Below are 22,884 nucleotides of genomic sequence, written 5' to 3'. Positions count from 1 at the left end.
GCCGCTCGTTTCCCTGGGAGCAGGCCATGTCGACCTTTATCCAAACCGCCGAAAACATCACCCCCGAAATCTATGCAAGCCTCAAGCAGGCCCTCGAGGTCGGCAAATGGGCTGACGGCCGCAAGCTGACCCCCGAGCAGAAGGAGACCTGCATGCAGGCGGTGATCGCCTGGGAGATGAAGAACCTCCCGGAAGAACAGCGCACCGGCTTCATGGGTGGTCAGGAATGTGCTTCCAAGAGCAAGAAGGCCGAGCCGGCCATCGACACCAGCCTGTTCTCTCCCGCTTCGGGAACCCGCCACTGATGCTCGAATTGGGACGTGGCGCGCTGAGCAAGATGTCGATCCAGCTCGGCGCACCGGCGCAGTATTCCTTCCGCCTGAATGACGAACTGGTGCCGGTCAATCCGCTGATCGGCAAGACCCTGCGGCTGGAGTACCTTGGCGCAATCAACTGCACCCATTGCGGGCGCAAGACCAACAAGAGCTTCAGCCAGGGTTACTGCTATCCCTGCTTCAAGAAACTGCCGCAGTGCGATGTCTGCATCATGAGCCCGGAAAAATGCCATCACGACTTCGGCACCTGCCGTGATCCGCAGTGGGGCATGGACTTCTGCATGACCGACCACGTGGTCTACCTGGCCAACTCTTCGGGGATCAAGGTAGGCATCACCCGTGCTACACAATTGCCGACGCGCTGGCTCGATCAGGGCGCTAGCCAGGCGCTGCCGATCATGCGGGTCGCCACGCGTCAGCAGTCGGGCATGGTCGAAGACCTGCTGCGCAGCCAGGTGGCGGATCGCACCAACTGGCGGGCGCTGCTCAAAAGTGACGCTGAGCCGATCGATCTGATCGACATGCGCGAGCAGATCTTCGACGCCTGTGCCGATGGCCTGCGCGAGTTGCAGCAGCGTTACGGGCTGCAGGCGATCCAGCCGGTGGCTGATGCCGAGGTGCTGGAGATTCGCTACCCGGTCGAGGCCTATCCGACCAAGGTGGTCAGCCTCGATTTGGAGAAGACACCCGTGGTCGAGGGCACGCTCAGGGGCATCAAGGGCCAGTACCTGATTCTCGATACCGGCGTGATCAACATTCGCAAGTTCACCGCTTATCAGGTCGCCGCCAGCGCTACCGCGTAGGTGGATAACGCTTCGCTTATCCACCGATTGTCCCGCCTGCCCAGCGCAGGCTCAGGGATGAACAGCCGGGGAAATATCGCGTGCAGGAGGCTGCGCCGTTTTCCACCCTACAAGTCCGCTGCGACTGACGCTAAGCTCGAACTCATCCGCAGCCCTGTGTAAGGGCCGCAATCCATCGCACATTTCGCTTGAAGCTAGTTGCTTGAAGCTCAGCCGACGAGGTTTCCATGCGCACCGAACAACCGAAAGTCATTCATCTGAAGGATTACCAGGCCCCCGAGTACCTGATCGATGAAACCCACCTGACCTTCGAGCTGTACGAGGATCGCACTCTGGTCCACGCCCAGTTGGTGATGCGCCGCAATCCCGAGCGCCCGGTCGGCAAACTGCCGCCGCTGGAACTGCACGGCCAGGAACTCGAATTGCTGTCCATCGCGCTGAACGACTGCGCACTGGGCGCAGGCGACTACCAGCTCAGCGAAGACTGCCTGACCCTGCAGCCGGACAGCGACAGCTTCGTCATCGACACTTCGGTGGTGATCCATCCGGAAACCAACACCGCGCTGGAAGGGTTGTACAAGTCCGGCAGCATGTTTTGCACCCAGTGCGAGGCCGAGGGCTTCCGCAAGATCACCTATTACCTCGACCGCCCGGACGTGATGAGCAAGTTCACCACCACCGTTAGCGCCGAGCAGAAGGCCTATCCGGTGCTGCTCTCCAACGGCAATCCGATCGCCAGCGGCAGCGAGGGCGACGGCCGGCATTGGGCGACCTGGGAAGACCCGTTCAAGAAGCCGGCCTATCTGTTCGCCTTGGTGGCGGGTGACCTCTGGGCCATCGAGGACAGCTTCACCACCATGAGCGGGCGCAACGTGGCGCTACGGATCTACGTCGAGCCGGAGAACGTCGACAAGTGCCAGCACGCCATGGACAGCCTGAAGAAGTCGATGAAGTGGGACGAGGAGGCCTACGGTCGCGAATACGACTTGGACATCTTCATGATCGTCGCGGTCAACGACTTCAACATGGGCGCCATGGAGAATAAGGGCCTCAATATCTTCAACTCCAGCGCCGTGCTGGCCCGCGCCGAAACCGCTACCGATGCCGCGCACCAGCGCGTCGAGGCGATCGTCGCTCACGAGTATTTCCACAACTGGTCGGGCAACCGCGTGACCTGCCGCGACTGGTTCCAGCTGTCGCTCAAGGAAGGCTTCACCGTCTTCCGCGATTCGCAGTTCAGCGCCGACATGAACTCGGCGACGGTCAAGCGCATCGAAGACGTCGCCTACCTGCGTACCCACCAGTTCGCCGAGGACGCCGGCCCTATGGCGCACTCGGTGCGCCCGGAATCCTTCATCGAGATTTCCAACTTCTACACCCTGACCGTCTACGAGAAAGGCGCCGAAGTGGTGCGCATGATCCAGACGCTGCTGGGCGAAGAGGGCTTCCGCAAGGGCAGCGACCTCTATTTCGAGCGCCATGACGGCCAGGCCGTGACGGTCGACGATTTCGTCAAGGCGATGGAAGACGCCAACGGTGCGGACCTGACCCAGTTCAAGCGCTGGTACAGCCAGTCTGGCACGCCGCGCCTGGCCGTCAGCGAGCAATACGACGAGGCGGCGAAGAGCTACAGCCTGACCTTCCGCCAGAGCTGCCCGCCGACACCGGGCCAGCCGACCAAGGAGCCGTTCGTGATCCCGGTTGCGCTGGGCCTGCTCGCCGCCGATGGTTCGGACATGCCGCTGCGTCTGGACGGTGAAGCCACCGCCGTCGGGACCAGCCGCGTGCTGGCGGTGACCGAAGCCGAACAGATTTTTACCTTCGTCGACGTCGCCGAGCGTCCGCAACCATCGCTGCTGCGTGGCTTCTCCGCGCCGGTAAAGCTGGACTATCCGTACAACCGCGACCAGCTGATGTTCCTCATGCAGCACGACTCCGATGGCTTCAACCGTTGGGAGGCGGGTCAGCAGTTGTCGGTACAGGTGTTGCAAGAGCTGATCGGCCAGCATCAGCGTGGTGAAGCACTGGCGATGGACGAGCGCCTGATCACGGCGCTGCGCACCTTGCTGCAGAACGCGACGCTGGACGCAGCGATGGTCGCCGAGATGCTTTCGCTGCCGGGTGAAGCCTATCTGGCTGAAATCAGCGAAGTGGCGGACGTGGATGCGATACACGCGGCACGCGAGTTTGCCCGCAAGCGCATCGCTGACGCGTTGTTCGAGCCGCTGTGGCAGCGCTACCAGGCCAATCGCGAAACCTCGCGCAGTACGCCCTACCTCGCCTCGGCCGAACATTTCGCCCGTCGCGCCCTGCAGAACATTGCCTTGTCGTACCTGATGCTGAGCGGAAAAGCTGAAGTCGTGGAAGCCTGCCTGGAACAGTTCGAGCAGGCCGACAACATGACCGAGCGTCTGACCGCACTGGCCGTGCTGGTCAACTCGCCGTTCGAGGCCGAGCGCGACAAGGCGCTGCAGACGTTCGCCGAGCACTTCAAGGACAACCCGCTGGTCATGGATCAGTGGTTCAGCGTACAGGCCGGTAACCCGTTGCCCGGCGGTCTGGAGCGGGTGCAGACGCTGATGCAGCACCCGGCGTTCACCCTGAAGAACCCGAACAAGGTGCGCGCGCTGATCGGTGCCTTCGCCAACCAGAACCTGGTCAACTTCCACCGTGCTGATGGCGCCGGTTACCGCTTCCTTGCCGACCAAGTGATCACCCTCAACGCGCTGAACCCTCAGATCGCCTCGCGTCTGCTGGCGCCGCTGACCCGCTGGCGCAAGTACGACAGTGCGCGCCAGGCGCTGATGAAGGGCGAACTGGAGCGCATTCTTGCTTCCGGTGAGCTGTCCAGCGATGTCTACGAAGTGGTGAGCAAAAGCCTCGCCTGACCCTCGAAGGCCGGTCGCGCAAAACGATTGGCCTTTTCCCCCGAACTCAAATCGCTTGGTGGGCTTTCTGCCCACCAAGCCAGCCCAGCACCGTGACCATCCCCTGGCACACTGCGTCCGATCCTCAACGCACACCGAATCAATCGGTCCGCATACTGGCCACTGGCCCAATCAGCCTGGGTGATCACGCGTCAATCATTGCGTGAGAGTTAACAATTCATAACGTCCGGCCAATTGTGCCTGTCCGCGTAAGCTGGCTAGGATGGCTGAGCCTGCACATCAGGCCTTACCTAATAAGAATAAAGGGGGGTATGTATGAGTGAGCCCGTTCAGCGGCGCACACTATCCGGCCGCGTCGAGGTTCCAAACCAGGCGAGGGCGTCGCGTTTTCACTCATCGGTTGCCAGCATGCTTTCGCTGTGCGGCGCCTTTTCGCTCCTGCTGCTTGCCGCAGCTGCGCCAGCCCAGGCCGCACCCGATGGCCAGACCCGCTACTCGATCGAGTCGGCTAAAGCCGCATCCAATCTTCTTCTCGACATCACCCAAGCCGGTAGTCGCCTCGTGGCGGCGGGTGATCGGGGGCACATTCTTTACTCCGATGATGAAGGCAATAGCTGGGCGCAGGCCAAGGTGCCGACTCGGCAGCTGCTGACGGCCATCTACTTCGTCGATGACAAGCACGGCTGGGCGGTCGGCCACGACGCTCTGGTGCTGAACACCACCGACGGTGGTGAGAGCTGGGCGGTGCAGTACGAGGAGCGTGAGCGCGAAGCGCCGCTGTTGGACATCTGGTTCGAAGACGCGCAGCACGGCATCGCGGTTGGTGCCTACGGCGCGCTGATCGAAACCATCGACGGTGGCCAGAGCTGGGACGACATCAGTGAGCGGCTCGACAACGAAGACGGCTTTCACCTCAACGCCATCACTCATATCCAGGGCTCGGGTCTGTTCGTCGTCGGTGAAATGGGCGGCATGTTCCGTTCCGCCGACATGGGTGAGACCTGGGAGCGCGTCGAGTCGCCTTATCAGGGGTCGTTCTTCGGCGTGGTTGGCGGCTCGGAGCCTGGGGTAGTAGTTGCCTTCGGCCTGCGCGGTCACCTGTTCCGCTCAGCTGATTTCGGCAACAACTGGGATGCCATTGAGCTTGCCAACGGTAACGGCAATGCACTGGAGTCCGGCCTGGCCGATGGCAGCCTGCTGCGTGACGGACGCATCGCGGTGGTCGGGCACGGTGGTGCTGTATTGACCAGCGACGATCAGGGCCGCAGCTTCAAACTCTTTAACCGCCCCGACCGTCGTTCGCTGTCGGGCGTGAGCTCCGATTCCCAAGGCAACCTGATCCTGGTAGGGCAGGGTGGTGTTCGCATCGCCTCGCCATCGGGCGCGGATCTGGCCCCAAAACAATAAAGCCGGGAGAGTCTGCATGACCAAGCACCAACAGAAGCCGGCGTCGTTCCTCGAGCGCCTGATCTTCAACAACCGGCCGGCAGTCGTGGTTCTCTGCCTGCTGATCAGCGCATTCCTCTTTTATCAGGCGGCGCAGGTTCGGCCGCAGACCAGCTTCGAGAAGATGATTCCGCTGGGGCATCCGTACATCCAGAAGATGCTCGAACATCAGAATGATTTGGCCAACCTCGGCAATACCGTGCGGATTTCCGTAGAGGCGGTTGACGGGGATATCTTCTCCAAGGAATACATGGAGACGCTGCGGCAGATCCATGACGAAGTCTTCTATATCCGCGGCGTCGACCGCTCCAACATGAAGTCGCTGTGGAGTCCCAACGTCCGCTGGACCGAGGTTACCGAGGAAGGCTTCGCTGGTGGCGAGGTGATTCCCCAGACCTACGACGGCTCGCCCGAAAGCCTGGATGATCTGCGCGACAACATCCTCAAGTCCGGTCAGATCGGCCGTCTGGTGGCGAACAACTTCAAGTCGAGCATCATCGATGTGCCGCTGCTGGAGTCCTACCCGGACCCGGAAGACCAGAGCCGGCAGATCAAGCTGGACTACCAGAAGTTCTCCCACGAGCTGGAAGAGAAGATCCGCGAGAAGTACCAGGCGCAGAACCCGAATGTGAAGGTGCACATCATCGGCTTCGCCAAGAAGGTCGGTGACCTGATCGATGGGTTGGTCGGTGTCGCGCTGTTCTTCATCGTCGCCATCGGCATCACCTTCGTGCTGCTGCTGTGGTTCACCCGTTGCCTGAAGAGCACCATCGCGGTGCTGATCACCACGCTGATTGCGGTGACCTGGCAGCTCGGTTTGCTGCATACGCTGGGCTTCGGGCTCGATCCGTACTCGATGCTGGTACCGTTCCTGGTATTCGCCATCGGCATTTCCCACGGCGTGCAGAAGATCAACGGCATCGCCATGGCATCCGGATACACGGAAGATCCGGTGACGGCAGCGCGAATGGCGTTCCGCCAGTTGTTCATCCCCGGCATGGTGGCGCTGCTGTCGGATGCTGCAGGTTTCGTAACCTTGTTGCTGATCGATATCGGCGTCATCCGTGAGCTTGCCATCGGCGCGTCGCTGGGCGTGGCGGTGATCATCCTGACAAACCTGATCCTGCTGCCGGTAGCGATTTCCTACATGGGCATCAGCCAGAAGGCGGTCAAGCAGGCTCGTGAAGAGGCCTCGCGCGATCATCCGTTCTGGCGCGCACTGTCCAACTTTGCCAGCCCTACGGTTGCGCCAATCTCCATCACCATCGCCGTTATGGCGCTGGTCGGTGGTCTCTGGTACGGCCAGAACCTGAAGATCGGCGATCTCGATCAGGGCGCCCCGGAGCTGCATCCGGATTCGCGCTACAACCTGGACAACGACTTTGTCATTCGCAACTACTCGACCAGTTCCGACGTGCTGGTAGTGATGGTCAAGACAGCACCGGAAGGTTGCTCGCACTACGACACGCTCGCCGCCATGGACGAGCTGATGTGGAAGATGCAGAACACCGAGGGCGTGCAGTCGGCAGTTTCGATGGTCTCGGTTGCGCGCCAGGGCATCAAGGGCATGAACGAGGGCAGCCTGAAATGGGAAACGCTGTCGCGTAACCAGCATGTGTTGAACAACTCCATCGCCCGCGCCGAAGGCATGTACAACAGCGACTGCTCGCTTGCGCCGGTGCTGGTGTTCCTCAACGACCATAAGGCTGAAACCCTGGAGCATGTGGTCGCCGCGGCGAAGGATTTCGCCGAGGAAAACAACCGCGAAGGTTTGGAGTTCGTGCTGGCGGCGGGTAACGCGGGCATCGAGGCAGCCACCAACGAGGTCATCGCCGAGTCGGAAATCACGATGCTGATCGCGGTCTACGCAGCAGTGAGCTTCATGTGCCTGCTGACCTTCCGTTCGTTGGCCGCGACGCTCTGCGTGATCCTGCCTCTGGTGCTGACCTCGATCCTTGGCAACGCCCTGATGGCCTTCATGGGGATCGGCGTCAAGGTGGCAACCTTGCCGGTGATCGCGTTGGGTGTGGGTATCGGTGTGGACTACGGTATCTATATCTACAGCCGTTTGGAGTCGTTCCTGCGCCAAGGCATGACCTTGCAGGAGGCCTACTACCAGACGCTGAAATCCACCGGCAAGGCGGTGATATTCACCGGGGTGTGCCTGGCGATCGGCGTGGTTACCTGGGTGTTCTCGGACATCAAGTTCCAAGCCGACATGGGCATGATGCTGACCTTCATGTTCCTCTGGAACATGGTCGGGGCGATCTGGCTGCTGCCGGCCCTGGCCCGCTTCCTGATCAATCCGGAGAAGCTGCGTCAGAAGGCGTGATGATCACGCAATAACGAAAACCGCGGCCCTAGGGCCGCGGTTTTTTTATGGCTATCGCGTTGTTCCGCTCGGCGATAGGGCTACGGTCAGGCGCTCTGGCTGATGGCCTGGAAGGCAGCCTGCGCGGCCACTTCGCCGATCACCAGAATGGCCGGACTCTTTAGCTTGAAGGTCAATGCATCCCGGCACATGCCGGCCAGGCTCGAACGGCACTCGCGTTGCTGCGGCATTGAGGCGTTCTCGATCATCGCCACCGGCGTGCCGGCGGGAAGGCCGCCTTCCAAGAGCCCGGCTTGCACCTGTTCCAGCTTGCTCACACCCATGTACACCACCAGCGTGGTGCCGCTTTTCGCCAGCGCTTGCCATTCCGGGCTGCTGTCGTCGAGCGTGTGTGCGGTGACCAGAGTGACGCCGCGGGCGACGCCGCGCTGGGTCAGCGAGATGCCGCATTGCGTGGCACCGGCCAGGCCGGCGGTGATGCCGTTGACCAGTTCGACCTCGATGCCGTGCGCCGACAGCCATTCGGCTTCTTCGCCACCGCGGCCGAAGATGCACGGATCGCCACCCTTGAGGCGCACCACGCACTTGCCCTGGCGGGCGTAGCGCAGCATCAGACGGTGGATGAAGGCCTGCGGCGTGGAGCGGCAGCCGCCGCGCTTGCCCACGGGGATGATGCGTGCTTTGGGGCAGTGTTCGAGCACGGCGGGGTTGACCAGGTCATCGATCATCACCACCTGTGCCTCGCCCAACGCGCGCACGGCCTTGAGGGTCAGCAGTTCCGGATCGCCAGGGCCGGCGCCTACCAGCCAGACTTTTGCGCTCATGGGGTAATCCTCGTCTTGGTTGGTATCAGAGAAGTGCGCGTTCCGGCTGGCTGGCCAGCAGACGCTTGATTTCGGGCACGCAGGAGCCACAGCTGGTGCCGCAACCGAGTTCCTGCTTGAGGCCGGTGAGATCGAGACCGCGCTCGATGCCTGCACGGACCTTGTTCTGGCTGACGTTCATGCAGTTGCACAGGGTGCGGTCGGTGCTGACCGTCGCGCCGCCAGGCGGCGCACTGAGGGGCGCCAGCAGCCAGCGACGCAGTTCGGCGTCGGCACTGCCGCTTTCCCAGAGCCCGCGCAGCCACTGCCGGGCGGCGGTTTCGCCGGCCAGGCGCAGGGCGACGATGCGACCGTCCTCGATGCGTACGCGCTTGCCGACTGCACGACGCGGGTCGTCATAGGCCAGCACCGGGCCTTCGTCGAGGCCGAGCAGGCGGTCGATGGCGTCCAGCTCGGCAGCGTTTGGCGCCGCGTTCCGGGCTGCGCGGATCAGCAATGCCGAGCGCTCGCGTCCGCCGAGGCTGAAACTGGCGTAGTCGAAGGTCTCGAACAATGGCCGCAGTGCCTCGAAACGTCGCTGCACATCACCCTCGACCAGCGCGAAGAACTGCCAGGGCAATTCGACCTGTTCGACTTCGATGCCGGCGTGCTTGAGTTCCGGTTGCTTCGACAGCGGATCGACGCTGGCCAGGGTCAGGACGTTGCTGCCCAGCCCCTTGAGAAAGCGATCGCCCCAGTGCATCGGCAGGAACGCCTGGCCGGCGCGCAGGCTTTCGTCCTTCTGTACCGGGAGGATCAGGCTGCCGCGACGGCTCTTCACCTTCACCAGCTGGCCGTCCAGCAGACGCCGGCGACGCATGTCCTCGGCGTTCATGCCGAGCAGTGCTTCCTCGACATGACCGAACAGTCGTGCGGCGGTGCCGGTGCGGCTCATGCCGTGCCACTGATCACGCAGTCGGCCGGTATTGAGCGTCAGCGGATAGCGCGCCTCGCGCTTTTCCTTCGGCGCCTGGTAGTGCTCGGCGATGAAGCGCGCGCGGCCATTGGCAGTGGGGAACACACCGTCGCCATACAGCCGCGCGGTGCCCTGTTCGCTACCCGGCGGAAACGGCCATTGTTGCGGACCGAGGGTATCGATCAGTGCGTAGCCCAGGCCGCTGTAGTCCAGATCGCGATTGGCGGTGAGCGGCTTGTACTCCTCGAACAGCGCTTCGGCATTCTCGAACGCGAACAGGCTCGGCTCGCCGGGACGTAGGTGACGTTCCAGACACCGGGCGAAATCGCAGGTGATCGCCCAATCCGCACGGGCTTCGCCGGGCGCTGGCACGGCGCGACGTACATGGCTGATGCGGCGCTCGGAGTTGGTCACCGTGCCTTCCTTCTCGCCCCAGCTCGCGGCCGGCAGCAGAAGGTCGGCGTAGCGGCAGGTTTCGGTGGTGAAGAAGGCTTCCTGCACCACGACGAAGGGGCAGGCGGCCAGGGCCTCATGCACTTTCTGCTGGTCCGGCAGCGACTGCGCCGGGTTGGTGCAGGCGATCCACAGCGCCTTGATCTTGCCTGCGCGCACCGCCTCGAACAGCTCGATGGCGGACAGTCCAGGCTGCTTGGGCAGCTGCTCGACACCCCAATAGTCCGCCACTTCGGCGCGGTGTTCGGCATTGGCTACGTCGCGGTGGCCGGGCAGCAGATTGGACAGGCTGCCGGTTTCGCGGCCGCCCATGGCATTCGGTTGGCCGGTGAGCGAGAAAGGGCCGGCGCCTGGCTTGCCGATCTGCCCGGTGGCCAGGTGCAGGTTGATCAGCGCGCTGTTCTTGGCGCTGCCGGCGGTAGACTGATTCAGACCCATGCACCACAGGGAGAGGAAGGCTGGCGCGCTTCCGATCAGCCGTGCGCAGGTTTGCAGATCATCTACAGAGATGCCGCAGAGGTCGGCGACCATCGCTGGGGTGTAGTCGCGCACCAGGCTTTTCAGAGCGTCGAAGCCCTCGGTATGGGCATCTATGAAGCGGCGGTCGATCCAGCCTTCCCACATGAGGATATGCAGCAGGCCGTGGAACAGCGCGACATCGGTGCCCGGCAGGATCGGCAGGTGCAGGTCGGCCAGCTCGCTGGTGTCGGTGCGCCGCGGGTCGACGACGATGATGGTCATCTCCGGCCGCTTCGCCTTGGCCTCTTCCAGGCGGCGAAACAGCACCGGGTGCGCGTAGGCCATGTTGCTGCCGGCGATCAGCAGGCAATCGGCCTGCTCGATGTCTTCGTAGGAGCAGGGCGGGGCGTCGGCGCCCAGGCTGCGCTTGTAGCCGACCACCGCCGAGGACATGCACAGCCGCGAGTTGGAATCCAGGTTGTTGGTGCTGACCAAGGCGCGGGCCAGTTTGTTGAAGGCGTAGTAGTCCTCGGTCAGCAGCTGGCCGGAGACATAGAAGGCGACGCTGTCCGGCCCGTGTTCGCGGATGGTCTCGGCGAATACGCTGGACGCGTGCTCCAGGGCACTGTCCCAGTCGGTGCGGCTGCGGGCCAGGCCCTTGCCCAGACGCAGCTCGGGATAAAGCGCGCGAGCGTCGAGGTCGCCGGTCAGGTGCAGGGTCGAGCCCTTGCTGCACAGCTTGCCGAAGTTGGCCGGATGGCTGGGGTCGCCGGCCACATCGAGGATGCGCTCGCCGTCGTGCTCGATCAGCACGCCACAGCCGACACCGCAGTAGCAGCAGGTCGAGGCGGTTGTCATACGCATGGCGTCGTCTCCAGGAAAGTATCGTCGGTTTCGGCTGCAGGGTGGGCTTGGGCCCACCGGTAATCCGGCTTTCGCCACGAGTGGCTCGGTGGGCTGAAGCCCACCCTACGGGTAGGTCTTATGCCGCACACTCTTTGCGCGCATTCAGCGAAAGCTGCACGCGCCCGTTCTCGACGCGTGCCTCGTGGCGATGGGCGCAGCCGACGTCCGGCGCCAAGGCCTCGCCGCTGGCCAGATCGATCTGCCAGTTGTGCAACGGGCAGGCGACCTGCTTGCCGTAGACGATCCCCTGCGACAGCGGGCCGCCCTTGTGTGGGCAATGGTCGTCGAGGGCGAAGACCTGATCGTCGGAGGTGCGGAAGATCGCGATATCGCCCTTGGGGCCGGCGATGATGCGCGAGCCGAGCGGGTTGATTTCATCCAGTGCGCAGATATCGAGCCAGTTCATGCGGTGTCTCTCCAGATCAGGTTCTCAGGCGTTTTCCAGCTGCTTGACGGCGATGCGGTCGAATTCCTTCTTCAGCTGCGGCTTGGAGAGCTGCTCCTGCCACGGGTCTTGCTCGAAGGAAAGCGAGAACAGCAACCGCTGGTGCAGCGCCTTGCGTCGCTCGGCGTCGTCCAGCACGGCCTTCTTGATGTGGTCCATGCCGACGCGCTGCATGTAGTGCACGGTGCGCTCGAGGTAGAAGGCTTCCTCGCGGTAGAGCTGCAGGAACGCCAGGCTGTACTCCATGACCTCCTCGGCGCTCTTCACCTTGACGAAGAACTCGCCGGCCTCGGTCTTGATGCCGCCGTTGCCGCCGATGTACAGCTCCCAGCCGGAGTCCACGCCGATGATGCCGACGTCCTTGATGCCGGATTCGGCGCAGTTGCGCGGGCAGCCGGAGACGGCCAGCTTGACCTTGTGTGGCGACCACATGTTGAACAGGGCGTGTTCCAGGTCGATGCCCATCTGCGTCGAGTTCTGCGTGCCGAAGCGGCAGAACTCGCTGCCGACACAGGTCTTCACGGTGCGGATGGATTTGCCGTAGGCGTGACCGGAGGGCATATCCAGGTCTTTCCAGACACCCGGCAGGTCTTCTTTCCTGATACCCAGCAGGTCGATGCGCTGGCCGCCGGTGACCTTGACCATCGGCACCTGATATTTGTCCGCCACATCGGCGATGCGCCGCAGCTCGGCGGCATTGGTGACGCCGCCCCACATCCGCGGGATGACCGAGTAGGTGCCGTCCTTCTGGATGTTGGCGTGGGCGCGCTCGTTGATGAAGCGCGATTGCGGGTCGTCCTTGGCTTCGCCTGGCCAGGTGGAGATCAGGTAGTAGTTCAGCGCCGGACGGCAGGTGGCGCAGCCGTTCGGCGTGCGCCATTCCATGAAGGCCATGGCCGCTGGAATGCTCGTCAGGTGGTGCTCGCGAATGGCCTTGCGCACCTGACCGTGGTTGAGGTCGCTGCAGCCGCAGATGGCTTTTTCGCTCTTCGGCTTGACGTCGGCGGCGCCGCCCACGGTGTTGATCAGAATCTGCTCGACCAGGCCGGCACAGGAGCCGCAGGAACTGGCGGCCTTGGTGTGCTTTTTCACCTCGTCCACCGAGAACAGCCCGTGTTCCTGGATCGCCTTGACGATGGTGCCCTTGCACACCCCGTTGCAGCCGCAGACCTCCATGTCGTCCGGCATCGACATGGCCTTGCTCTGGCCCTGATGGCCAGCATCGCCGATGGCGCCCTCGCCAAACATCAGGTGGTCGCGTATCTGGCCCACGTTCTGGCCCTCGCGTACCTGGCGGAAGTACCAGCCGCCATCGGCGGTGTCGCCGTACAGGCAGGCGCCGACCAGTACGTCGTCCTTGATCACCAGCTTCTTGTAGACGCCGCCGATGGGGTCGGAGAGGGTGATGGTCTCGGTGCCGTCGCCGCCGATGAAATCGCCGGCCGAGAACAGATCGATGCCGGTGACCTTGAGCTTGGTCGAGGTAACCGAACCCAGGTAGCGGGAGAAGCCAAGCATGGCCAGGTGGTTGGCGCAGACCTTGGCTTGTTCGAACAGCGGCGCGACCAGGCCATAGGCCGTGCCGCGATGGTTGGCGCATTCGCCGACGGCATAGATGCGTGGGTCATAGGTCTGCAGGGTGTCGTTGACCAGGATGCCGCGGTTGCAAGGGATACCGGCCTGTTCGGCCAGTTCGCTGTTGGGTCGGATGCCCGCGGCCATCACCACCAGATCGGCGGGGATCACGTCGCCGTCCTTGAACTTGACCGCGCAGACCCGGCCTTCGCCGTTGTCGAGCAGTTCGGCGGTGTGCTTGGGCAGGAGAAACTTCAGGCCGCGGCTTTCCAGCGCGCTCTGCAGCAGGGTGCCGGCGGTCTTGTCCAGCTGGCGCTCCATCAGCCAGTCGCCGATGTGCACCACGGTGACGTCCATGCCGCGCAGCTTGAGGCCGTTGGCCGCCTCCAGGCCGAGCAGCCCGCCACCGATGACCACCGCATGTTTGTGAGTCTTGGCGGTTTCCATCATCACCTGGGTGTCGGCGATGTCGCGGTAGCCGATCACGCCCTGCAGGTCCTTTCCGGGAATCGGCAGGATGAACGGATTGGAGCCGGTGGCTATGAGCAGGCGGTCGTATTCGGCCTCGCTGCCGTCATCGGCGATGACCCGGCGTTTGACCCGGTCGATCCTCACCACCTTGCGGTTGAGCATGAGGTGGATGTCATTCTCGGCGTACCAGTTGAGGTCGTTGAGCACGATCTCTTCGAACTGCTGCTCGCCGGCCAGCACGGGGGAGAGCAGGATGCGGTTGTAGTTGGGATGCGGCTCGGCGCCGAACACCGTGATGTCGTAGAGCTCGTTGGTGAGCTTGAGCAGTTCCTCAAGGGTCCGCACGCCGGCCATGCCGTTGCCGATCATCACCAGTTTGAGTTTTTTCATGCCCGTTCTCCGTGCCAGTCGATGTATGCCGTCCGGCCTGCTCAAAATTTTCAACAACAAAAAAAGGCGTCCCACCGGTTACCCAGTGAGGACGCCTTTGTCCGTGTCCCGCTCTATCGGGAGACCTGCCGCTCCACGTTGAGGGTCAGGTCGTAATGATTCTTCGAGGTTCTGCTTTGCAGAGGTTGTGCCAACTTGCAAATACACCAATTTTCAAGGGCTTGAGCGGTTGATGGGGCGTTGGCCGGGGAGCATCGTTGCACTGATATGCAGCGGCTTGCGCCCTGATGGTGCGAAGCACCCTGGAGGCGACTCCAAAAACGCCGTTGACAGGCCGTGGCCGGCTTTCTAAAGTTTCGCCCATGCGCCGATTTAGTCAGCTACTTGCGGGGCGCCTGGAGCCGATGGCTTCGAAATACCGCTAAAGCGCTGGTTCCGGTGTCGCCTCCCACCGCTGCCCAGCGGAATCCTCGAGGCGGAAGTTGAATTGATGAACGCAAAGCACGCCCAGTTGCGCCTGGCCCCGATCACCAGCGGCCTGCACCCCAGCAATCCGAAAATCCTTCTTGGTGGTACTCACCAACCGTCCCTGTTGCGCTACCTCGAAGGGTGGCCGCGACGCCATCGCAAATCCCGCGCCCTGCTTATCCAGTTCGCCACGGCCGACGAGTCGCTGGCACGTTTCGCCACCGACAGCTTCGATCTGGCCGTCATTCAGGCACCGACCGCTGAGCGCCTGGAAGAATGCGTGCGCGAGCTGACCCGGGTGGCGCGCCAGGGGCTGATTACCCGTCGCTGAGCGTCACGCACCTTTTATCAGCAGCACGATCAGTAGCAGGTTGAGCAGCAGCGACAGCAGTGCCATGCCGCGCCAGACCTTCAGCGGCTCGCGTTCGAGCAGCGGGCGTGGTCGAAGACTGGCGCTGCGCTGCTCGCCCTGTTCCAGCTCAAGCAGCCATTGCTCGGCGGTTTCGAAGCGCTGCCGTGGATCGACCGCAACCGCGCGGCCAAGACTTTCCTCCAGCCAGGTCGGCACGTCCGGGCGATAGCGGCTGGCCGGTGTCGGATTGCCGAAACGCGGACGCTGGAAGGCTTCGATCTCGCCGTACGGGTAGTGCCCAGTCAGCAGGTAATAGAGCGTCACGCCGGTCGCATAGAGATCCTGTGCTGCGCTGGGTTCTGCGCCCGTGAAAGCCTCCGGGGCAATGAAACTTGGGGTGCCGGGCAGGTGATTGGGCAGGTCGCGAGACAGCCCGGGACAAAACGCCAGGCCGAAATCCAGGATACGCAGCTCGCCGTCCTCACCCAGCAGCAGGTTTTCCGGCTTGATGTCACGGTGCAGGATGTTGCGCCGATGCAGCATGCCCACTGCGCGGATCAGCCGGGACGCGACCTGTAGCAGATCGGCCAGTGGCAGCGGGCCGTCTCGTTCGAAGCGTTGCGCCAGGGTCGTCCCGCTGTATTCGCGCTGCACGTAATAGAGGTGTTGGCGTTCTGGCAGCGGATGCAGTTCGGCGAAGTTGCGTCCGGCGACCCGGCGCATGAACCACTCTTCCTGCAGCAACGCCGGCCCGGCGTCCGCCTCGTCCTGTCGGCTGGGTGGCAGCGTCTTCAACAGCCACGGCTGGCCCTGGCCATCCAGCACCCGGTAGATCAGCGACTGCCGCGACTCGTGCAGCAGTGCATTCACCTGCCAGCCCTCGAACAGCTGGCCGGGGCGCAGCTTCGGCGGTAACGGCCAATGATCGAGCTGGGCGAGGGCGTCGGCCAGCACCGCTTCGGGCAGCGCTTCGACGCGCAGTAGCAATGCACTGGCGTTGTCCTGGCTGCCGCTCTGGTGCGCCAGATTGACCAGCGCCCGTGCTGCGGCGCCGAGGTCAGGCTGATCGTGCAGGATATGCGCGATGTCGCGCTCGGGGACGCACGACCAGACGCCATCGCTCAGCAGCAGGTAGCTATCGCCTTCCTGCAGCTCGCCGTCGAGGTAGTCCACCACCAGATGCTGATCCAGGCCCATGGCGCGTTTGAGCACATGTTGCATGCCCGACTGCTCCCAGACATGGTCTTCGCTGAGCCGCTCAAGCTGAATGCCGTTCCAGCGATAGGCGCGGCAGTCACCAACATGGGCCAGGGTGAAGCGGCGACCGCGCAGCACCAGCGCGGTGAGGGTGGTCAACAGCGGCTGGCTACCACCGTTGGCCTGCAGCCAGCGGTTGTGCGCCACCAGCACGCGGTCAAGTGATTGCGCGACGGCCCAGGTCTCCGGCGTCGCGTAATAGTCGAAGGCCAGCGCCTGCAAGGTCGCGCGGGCCGCCAGCCCGCCATCGGCGCACTGGCTGACGCCATCGGCCAGGGCGAACAGATAGCCCTTGCCAGTCGCCAGCCCAGGCGCCGGGGTGACGATGCGTATCGCATCCTGGTTTTCCGGGCGCGGTCCGGCGGCGCTGGCCTCGCCATAGCTCAATCGCAGGGGCATGGTCGCTCTCGAATGATTGCGTACTGCAGCAGAGCAATATTCGCGCCCTGCAGGATCTGCGTGGGCATCACACCCGCGCCGCGGTCACTGCCGCCGAACCCCAGGTGGTGCGCCAGCGACGCTTGACGCCATGCAGGCCGAACCAGGCGAGCACACCGAGACTGGCGAACAGCCAGAGGCCGAGCTGGTAATCGCCGGTGGACTGCTTGACCGCGCCCAGCCCGGCGGTGAGCAGGAAGCCACCGATACCGCCGGCCATGCCGACCAGCCCGGTCATCACGCCGATTTCCTTGTTGAAACGCTGCGGCACCAGCTGGAACACCGCTCCATTGCCGGCACCGAGGCTGAGCATGGCGACCACGAACAGTGCCAGCGCAGCCGTGGAACTGGGCAGGTTGAAGCCAACCGCGGCGATACAGATGGCAGCGACCGTGTACATCACCAGCAGCGCGCGAATGCCGCCGATGCGGTCGGCCAGGGCGCCGCCGAGTGGACGCAGCAGGCTGCCGGCGAACACGCAGGCGGCGGTGTAATAGCCGGCCTTGACCGGGTCGAAGGCGTACTGGTCGTGGAAATAGCCGGGCAGGGTGCTGGCCAGGCCGAGGAAGCCGCCGAAGGTCACGCTGTAGAAGAACATGAACCACCAGCTGTCGCGGTCGCCCAGTGCCTTCATGTAGTCGGCCAGCGACTTCGGCGCCGGGCGGTTGGGCGCGTTCTTCGCCACGCTGGCGAAGATGATGAGGGTGAGCACCAGCGGGATCAATGCCAGGCCGAATACGTTGTTCCAGCCGAAAATCGCCGCCAGCACCGGCGCGAACAGCGCCGCCAGCACGGTGCCGGAGTTGCCCGCGCCGGCGATGCCCATGGCCTTGCCCTGATGCTCCGCCGGATACCACTGAGAGGCCAGCGGCAGCGCCACGGCGAAGGACGCGCCGGCCATGCCGAGGAACAGGCCGAGCAGCAGCGCCTGCTCGTAGCTGTGGATGCCATGCAGCCAGGCGACGAACAGCGCGACGATGACGACGCTCTGGCCGAATAAGCCTGCAGTTTTCGGCGAGGTGCGATCGGCGAGGATGCCCAGCACCAGGCGCAGCACAGCGCCTGCGAGAATTGGCGTGGCAACCATGAAGGCGCGTTGCTGGGTGGTCAGGCCCAGATCGGCGGCAATCTGCACACCCAGCGGACCGAGCACGTACCACACCATGAAACTAAGGTCGAAGTAGAGGAAGGAGGCGAACAGGGTCGGCGTGTGGCCGGCTTTCCAGAAACTCGTGCTCATTGGATTGGCTCCAGGGCTTTCGTGGCGCGGCGTTGGCCGCTACTAGGGGCTGCTCGATCCGCCCCATCTTCGAGGCGGAAAACAAAAAGGCGCCGCAGCACGCCTGCCGGAGCAGGAATGATGCGACGCCTTTGTCGTGTGCGCAGACCGCCGTTGGCCTGCCTGAAACGGAACTAGCATCTAGCGTGCCAGCCTGCGGAAGCCGCCAGTTTCGTGCGTTCGCCGTGGTTAACAGGAACTTCGCGGCGGCAAAGCGCACAGATAGCGCGCAACGGCGCGCCAAATCAGGGCAAAGGCATCTCGCAAAACCCAGGCGTGCTTGCTGTTAGTCTTGATCGGCTTTTGCCAAGGAGCGACCAATGCCCCTGATTGCGACCCTGACTCTTAATCCGGCGATGGATCTTTCCGTTAGCACCCAGCGGGTGATCAGTACCGAAAAGCTGCGGTGTTCGCTGTCGCGTCACGATCCGGGTGGCGGCGGGATCAACGTGGCACGGGTAGTAAAGGCGCTCGGCGGCAGGGCGGTGGCCATCTATCCGGCTGGAGGGCCGTTCGGCGAGCTGTTGCAGCGCTCGCTAGACGAGCTGGGCCTGGTGCATCGCGCGGTATCCATCGCCGGCGATACCCGCGAGAGCTTCACTGTCGATGAACTGGGCTCAGGCCTGCAGTACCGTTTCGTGTTGCCGGGTCCGACGCTTTCCGCGCAGGAGCTTCAGCGTTGCCTCGATAGCCTGGCAGCCCTGCAGCCCGCGCCGGCGTATGTGGTGCTGAGCGGCAGCTTTCCTCCTGGCGTAGGCCTGGGTTTCTACGATGAGCTGCTGGCATTGACGCGCGGCATCGGTGCCCGGCTGGTCGTTGATCTGTCCGGTGAGCCGTTACGCCACGCCGCCCGGCAGGGCGGTGCGTATCTGATGAAGCCGAGCCTCGACGAGCTTTCCAGCATGATGGGCTACCGCGTCTCCAGCGAAGCCGAGCAGGAAGAAGCGCTGCGCCGCCTGATCGCTCAGGGCTGCGCCGAAGTGGTCGTGTTGTCGCTGGGAGCCCAGGGTGCGTTGTACGCCTGTGGCGATGAGCAGCAACGCCTGCCCTCGGCGGACGTCCCGGTGGTCAGCGCAGTGGGGGCGGGTGACAGCATGCTCGGCGCCATGGTGCTGGCGCTGGCCGAGGCACGCTCGCTACAGGATGCAGTGCGCCGGGGCATTGCCGCAGGTGCCGCGACGGTGATGCGTCCGGGCACCGAGCTGTGTCATCGCGAGGATGTCCAGCGGTTGCTGCAATCTGTGGCAGACGCCCCTAGTCGATCCGGTTGACCCGCGGAAACTTGCCGGCGAACGCCTCGGGCATAGCGACGACGCGGCTTTGGGCGTAGTCGTAGAAGACGAAACCGGATTTGGCCATGGCGATCAGTGTGCCGTCGGCAGGGCGGGTGATGCGGAAGATGATATCGCCGCCGTACTTGTTGAAATCCATCACGCCGACCTCGAACAGCAGCGCATCACGGGCATGGGCTTCGGCTTTGTAGGTCGTGGCAAGGTCGGTCACGATGATCCCGGCACCGTCCTGGCGGGTTTCGGCTACCCCGTAGGCAAACAGGAAGCGTGCGCGCGCCTCGGAAATCATCGAGATCATCGAATCGTTGGCCAAATGGTTGCCGGCGTTGATGTCGGTGATTCGCACGGTGAGCTGGGTGGAAAAGCAGTACTGGTCTTCCGGGAAATGCAGGGTAAGGCGCGCCATGGGTCGCTCGGTAATCGGTCGAAGGCGCGCATTCTAGCGCTGTGTCATTCGTCGGGGTTAGATGCGCGCCCACTGGAGGCCCTACGGTGTAGCGGGCACCTGCACGTAGCCATGCGTTGGCGGCCACAAATGGAGCGGAGACTGACTCCGCAACCTCGATCCGTCAGCCCGCTCGATGCAAGCCATGCTGCGCTTGCGCTCCATTGTCCTGCAGACGCTGCTGGATCGAATCCAGGCGCGCGTCGATGAAAGGGGTTACCAGGGCAAAACACTCGGGTGGGCTCAGCCTCGGTTGGGCGGCATGGATAACACTGCGCTCCAGCTTGCCGACCATTCGCATCAGTTCCAGATCAGTATGTTTTCCGATTCGTCGACAGAGCGACTTCAAGCGAATCTGCAGGGTTGGCGTGCAACCGCCCTGACTCGAGGCGACGACGCTGAGGCCGCGCAGGCGTGCCACGTCTTCCAGTTCGCGGCAGGCACGAGCGGTCTGGGCGGGTTCGTCGCTCGAGATCGGTGCGCGTTGTTCAAGCGCGTCGATAAGGGTTTCGATCAGGGCGCAGTGCCCGTCGAAATCGGCGGGGTTGTTGCGCAGAACCAGCCAGCCTTCGGCGATCGAATATGGATCGGGCAGGGTGCTGCGCAGTTTCAGACGTTGCGTCAGGCTGGTTGCCAGCGCGCAACGCAGCGCCACCGCAGCAGGTTCACTCTGCACGCCAAGGCCACGATGCTGTTGCAGCAGGCGCAGGATATCCAGGTCTTCCTGAACCGCCAGCAGGCGCAAGTTTGTAACGCGTCGAGAGTGTTGAGCGCTGGCCATGTTGTTCAGATAGTGGCCTAGCATCAGCAATGCACAGGCGATCGCCAAGGTCGCAGTGATGGTCATTCTGAAAATCCCTGAAGTGAGCGCCCGGTACTGCCGCGCGGGCAACAAAAAAGGCGTCCGAACCGACATGCCGGAACATGCGGAAAAGGACGCCTTCGTCTTTGCCGGACGCCTTCGTTGGGTCGGCCAGTGCAACCTAGCAAGTCGCTTGCCATCCAGCCGATTTCACTGCTTCTTCAGCTGAAATCTGCACCATTGCGGGGGGCGGCGCTGGTAGCTCTGTCGCGGTCTATGTTGAGGGGTCGCGACATGCGCGCGCCGGTGGTGCGCTTGCCCGGTCAGCGCACTGCCGGCGTGCAGGGTTACTGCCCTAGCAGCTCGTTCATGGCGATGATCTGCTCGGCGACCTGGATCAGCTTTTGCTGGCGGCTCATCGCCTGACGGCGCATCAGCGTATAGGCCTCTTCTTCCTTGCAGTCGCGCATCTTCATCAGCATGCCCTTGGCCAGCTCGATGCGCTTTCGTTCGGCAAGTTGCTGCTCGCGGGCCTGCAATTGCGATCGAATCGCTTGGTCGGTTTCGAAGCGGGCCATGGCCACATCAAGGATTGGCTTGAGCCGCTGAGCCTGGATGCCTTCGACGATATAGGCGCTGACACCGGCGCGGATCGCCTGGCGCATGGCGCCGGGGTCGCTGTCGTCGGTGAACATGACGATGGGCCGCGGCTGGTCGCGGCTCACCAGTACCACCTGTTCGAGTACGTCGCGGCCGGGTGAGTCGGTGTCGATCAGCACCACATCCGGGCGGATCGCCTCGACCCGTTCGGGCAGGTCGATGGTCAGGCCGGATTCATCGATGACTTCGAAGCCGGCCTCGATCAGCGCGCTTTTCAGGCGTCCGATCTTTCGTGGGGTGTCGTCGATCAGCAGGATGCGTAACATGCCGGCCCCCTCGTCAAAGTGCGGTCGCCACGGCGCGGTCGGCCATGGCGTGCAGCGGGAAGCTGCGGGCGTAGGCTGCCGGATCGCTGCCGTCCCAGGTCTTGCCATCCATCAGCGTTGCGCTGCGCATGGGCGACTCCGGCACGGTTATGCCCAGCGCTCCGGCAGCCTGTCGATAGATATCGGTCTGCTGTACCTGGCTCGCGACCAGCTGATAATCCGGGTCCTGGCGCAACAGGCCCCAGCGTCGCAACTGGGTCATGAACCAGAGCCCGTCGGACAGGTAGGGCATGTTAGCCGCGCCATCGGCAAAGAAGCGCAGCGGGTGTTCGTCATTCCAGGCGTGGCCCAGCCCATCCTGGTACGAGCCGAGAAAGCGTGACTCGATGGCAGCCAGCGGCGCGTTGACGTATTCGCTCCCGGCAATCAGCTGTGCGGTACTGCGGCGATTTTCCTGGCTCTGGTCGATGAAGCGGCTCGCTTCGAGCACCGCCATCACCAGTGCGCGTGCGGTGTTGGGGTATTGCTCGACGAATTCGCGGGTGCAGCCGAGTACTTTTTCCGGGTGATTCGGCCAGATCGACTGGCTGGTTGCCAGGGTGAAGCCGACACCTTCTGCTATTGCTTGCGCCCCCCAGGGCTCACCCGCGCAAAAGCCGTCGATGCGTCCGGCTTGGAGATGCGCCACCATCTGCGACGGTGGCAGCACCAGCGTTCGCACATCCTGCAGCGGGTGGATGCCATTGGCCGCCAGCCAGTAGTAGAGCCACAGTGCATGGGTGCCGGTCGGGAACGTATGCGCGAGCGTCAGGCGTGCACCGCTTTGGCGCACACTATTGCGCAATGCCTCGGGATCGGTCACGCCGGCGGCCTTCAGCGATGTCGAAAGATTAATGCTCTGCCCGTTCTGAGCCAGACCCATGAGCACTGCCATATCCACCGCGGGACTGCCGCCAATGCCCAGATGCACGGCGTATATCAGTCCGTAGAGCCCATGGGCGGCGTCCAGCTCGCCTCCTGTAAGTTTGTCGCGCAGGGCCGACCAGGAGTTCTGCCGGTACAGGTTGAGCGTCAGGCCGAAGGGCTGCGCGAAGCCCTGGGTGGCGGCGACGATCAGCGAGGCGGCGTCGGTGAGGGGCAGGAAGCCGAGGTTGACCGAGCTCTTTTCCGGTGCATCGCTGCCGGCGACCCAGGCCAGTGCATCGTGGCGGTGCGGCGTGGCGGGTTCAGTCATACTGTGTTTCGCCTTTTCGATTGCGGAGCGTGCGGCACAGGTAGCAGCAAATTGTGCGACAGCTCAGGAATGGTCTGTACCAAGCCTGAAGCAAGCGATATGCCAGCGT

At 63.4% G+C, this 22,884-nt stretch carries 18 protein-coding genes; 8 read left to right on the top strand and 10 right to left on the bottom strand.

Annotation, left to right across the window (positions count from 1 at the left end; all coding sequences use genetic code 11):
* Window positions 1-26 precede the first annotated feature (26 nt).
* From AAEZ08_RS14890 to AAEZ08_RS14870, 5 genes are all read left to right on the top strand, one after another.
* On the top strand, window positions 27-305 hold the full coding sequence (locus tag AAEZ08_RS14890) for a YeaC family protein (RefSeq protein WP_500124628.1): 279 nt from the start codon (window positions 27-29) through the stop codon (window positions 303-305).
* The gene (locus tag AAEZ08_RS14885) at window positions 305-1,138 is read left to right on the top strand and encodes a DUF2797 domain-containing protein (RefSeq protein ID WP_058064641.1); all 834 of its coding nucleotides are present in this window, start codon (window positions 305-307) and stop codon (window positions 1,136-1,138) included. Before AAEZ08_RS14890 ends, AAEZ08_RS14885 begins: the two co-directional genes overlap by 1 nt.
* A gap of 227 nt (window positions 1,139-1,365) precedes the next feature.
* On the top strand, window positions 1,366-4,026 hold the full coding sequence (gene pepN / locus AAEZ08_RS14880) for an aminopeptidase N (protein WP_500124627.1): 2,661 nt from the start codon (window positions 1,366-1,368) through the stop codon (window positions 4,024-4,026).
* Window positions 4,027-4,434: 408 nt separating this feature from the next.
* Window positions 4,435-5,433 carry a WD40/YVTN/BNR-like repeat-containing protein gene (locus AAEZ08_RS14875; protein ID WP_036990947.1) on the top strand — a complete coding sequence of 333 codons (999 nt, stop codon included), beginning with the start codon at window positions 4,435-4,437 and terminating at the stop codon, window positions 5,431-5,433.
* Between the two features lie 16 nt (window positions 5,434-5,449).
* The gene (locus AAEZ08_RS14870) at window positions 5,450-7,804 is read left to right on the top strand and encodes an efflux RND transporter permease subunit (protein ID WP_102819607.1); all 2,355 of its coding nucleotides are present in this window, start codon (window positions 5,450-5,452) and stop codon (window positions 7,802-7,804) included.
* An 86-nt stretch (window positions 7,805-7,890) separates the two neighbouring features.
* On the opposite strand, the gene cobA is transcribed toward AAEZ08_RS14870, so the two are convergent.
* The 4 genes from cobA to nirB all read right to left on the bottom strand — a co-directional run bounded on the left by cobA (window position 7,891) and on the right by nirB (window position 14,282).
* Window positions 7,891-8,628, bottom strand: coding sequence for a uroporphyrinogen-III C-methyltransferase (cobA, locus tag AAEZ08_RS14865; protein WP_181066945.1), 738 nt, complete (start codon window positions 8,626-8,628; stop codon window positions 7,891-7,893).
* A 25-nt stretch (window positions 8,629-8,653) separates the two neighbouring features.
* A complete protein-coding gene (locus tag AAEZ08_RS14860; protein WP_500124626.1) occupies window positions 8,654-11,359 on the bottom strand; it encodes a nitrate reductase in 2,706 nt (901 codons plus the stop codon).
* Between the two features lie 118 nt (window positions 11,360-11,477).
* Window positions 11,478-11,807: a nitrite reductase small subunit NirD gene (nirD, locus tag AAEZ08_RS14855; protein ID WP_500124625.1), complete on the bottom strand. Its 330-nt coding sequence runs from the start codon at window positions 11,805-11,807 to the stop codon at window positions 11,478-11,480.
* 24 nt (window positions 11,808-11,831) lie between these two features.
* Complete coding sequence (gene nirB, locus AAEZ08_RS14850; RefSeq protein WP_500124624.1) at window positions 11,832-14,282, bottom strand: nitrite reductase large subunit NirB; 2,451 nt, start codon at window positions 14,280-14,282, stop codon at window positions 11,832-11,834.
* A gap of 490 nt (window positions 14,283-14,772) precedes the next feature.
* On the opposite strand from nirB, the gene AAEZ08_RS14845 reads away from it, so the two are divergent.
* Window positions 14,773-15,081: a hypothetical protein gene (locus AAEZ08_RS14845; RefSeq protein ID WP_015276770.1), complete on the top strand. Its 309-nt coding sequence runs from the start codon at window positions 14,773-14,775 to the stop codon at window positions 15,079-15,081.
* 3 nt (window positions 15,082-15,084) lie between these two features.
* Here the strand turns inward: AAEZ08_RS14845 and AAEZ08_RS14840 are convergent, their stop codons facing one another.
* Window positions 15,085-16,758 carry a bifunctional protein-serine/threonine kinase/phosphatase gene (locus AAEZ08_RS14840; protein WP_427703176.1) on the bottom strand — a complete coding sequence of 558 codons (1,674 nt, stop codon included), beginning with the start codon at window positions 16,756-16,758 and terminating at the stop codon, window positions 15,085-15,087.
* Window positions 16,759-16,825: 67 nt separating this feature from the next.
* A complete protein-coding gene (locus tag AAEZ08_RS14835) occupies window positions 16,826-18,037 on the bottom strand; it encodes a nitrate/nitrite transporter (protein ID WP_500124623.1) in 1,212 nt (403 codons plus the stop codon).
* A gap of 359 nt (window positions 18,038-18,396) precedes the next feature.
* Between AAEZ08_RS14835 and AAEZ08_RS14830 the strand changes: the two genes are divergently transcribed.
* Entirely contained in the window at window positions 18,397-19,347 is a 951-nt protein-coding gene (locus tag AAEZ08_RS14830; RefSeq protein ID WP_427703178.1) for a 1-phosphofructokinase family hexose kinase, read from the top strand.
* On the opposite strand, the gene AAEZ08_RS14825 is transcribed toward AAEZ08_RS14830, so the two are convergent.
* Together AAEZ08_RS14825 and AAEZ08_RS14820 are read right to left on the bottom strand one after the other, a co-directional pair.
* Window positions 19,331-19,774, bottom strand: coding sequence for a thioesterase family protein (locus AAEZ08_RS14825; RefSeq protein ID WP_003280718.1), 444 nt, complete (start codon window positions 19,772-19,774; stop codon window positions 19,331-19,333). The two genes, AAEZ08_RS14830 and AAEZ08_RS14825, sit on opposite strands and share 17 nt — an antisense overlap.
* Before the next feature lie 163 nt (window positions 19,775-19,937).
* Window positions 19,938-20,660 carry a hypothetical protein gene (locus AAEZ08_RS14820; RefSeq protein ID WP_003280720.1) on the bottom strand — a complete coding sequence of 241 codons (723 nt, stop codon included), beginning with the start codon at window positions 20,658-20,660 and terminating at the stop codon, window positions 19,938-19,940.
* Here AAEZ08_RS14820 and AAEZ08_RS14815 point away from each other — a divergent pair.
* A complete protein-coding gene (locus AAEZ08_RS14815; RefSeq protein ID WP_141566783.1) occupies window positions 20,653-20,844 on the top strand; it encodes a hypothetical protein in 192 nt (63 codons plus the stop codon). The genes AAEZ08_RS14820 and AAEZ08_RS14815 overlap by 8 nt on opposite strands.
* 118 nt (window positions 20,845-20,962) lie before the next feature.
* Here the strand turns inward: AAEZ08_RS14815 and AAEZ08_RS14810 are convergent, their stop codons facing one another.
* Both AAEZ08_RS14810 and AAEZ08_RS14805 read right to left on the bottom strand, forming a co-directional pair.
* The gene (locus AAEZ08_RS14810; protein ID WP_003280721.1) at window positions 20,963-21,541 is read right to left on the bottom strand and encodes an ANTAR domain-containing response regulator; all 579 of its coding nucleotides are present in this window, start codon (window positions 21,539-21,541) and stop codon (window positions 20,963-20,965) included.
* A gap of 13 nt (window positions 21,542-21,554) precedes the next feature.
* Window positions 21,555-22,775: a CmpA/NrtA family ABC transporter substrate-binding protein gene (locus tag AAEZ08_RS14805; protein ID WP_181066940.1), complete on the bottom strand. Its 1,221-nt coding sequence runs from the start codon at window positions 22,773-22,775 to the stop codon at window positions 21,555-21,557.
* Window positions 22,776-22,884: the final 109 nt, after the last annotated feature.

It is taken from the genome of Pseudomonas sp. E45-MNA-CIBAN-0222, assembly GCF_040310405.1.
Lineage (GTDB): Bacteria > Pseudomonadota > Gammaproteobacteria > Pseudomonadales > Pseudomonadaceae > Stutzerimonas > Stutzerimonas stutzeri_AC.
Note: the sequence above shows the minus strand (reverse complement) of the source record. Positions and strands in the feature narration are given on the sequence as shown.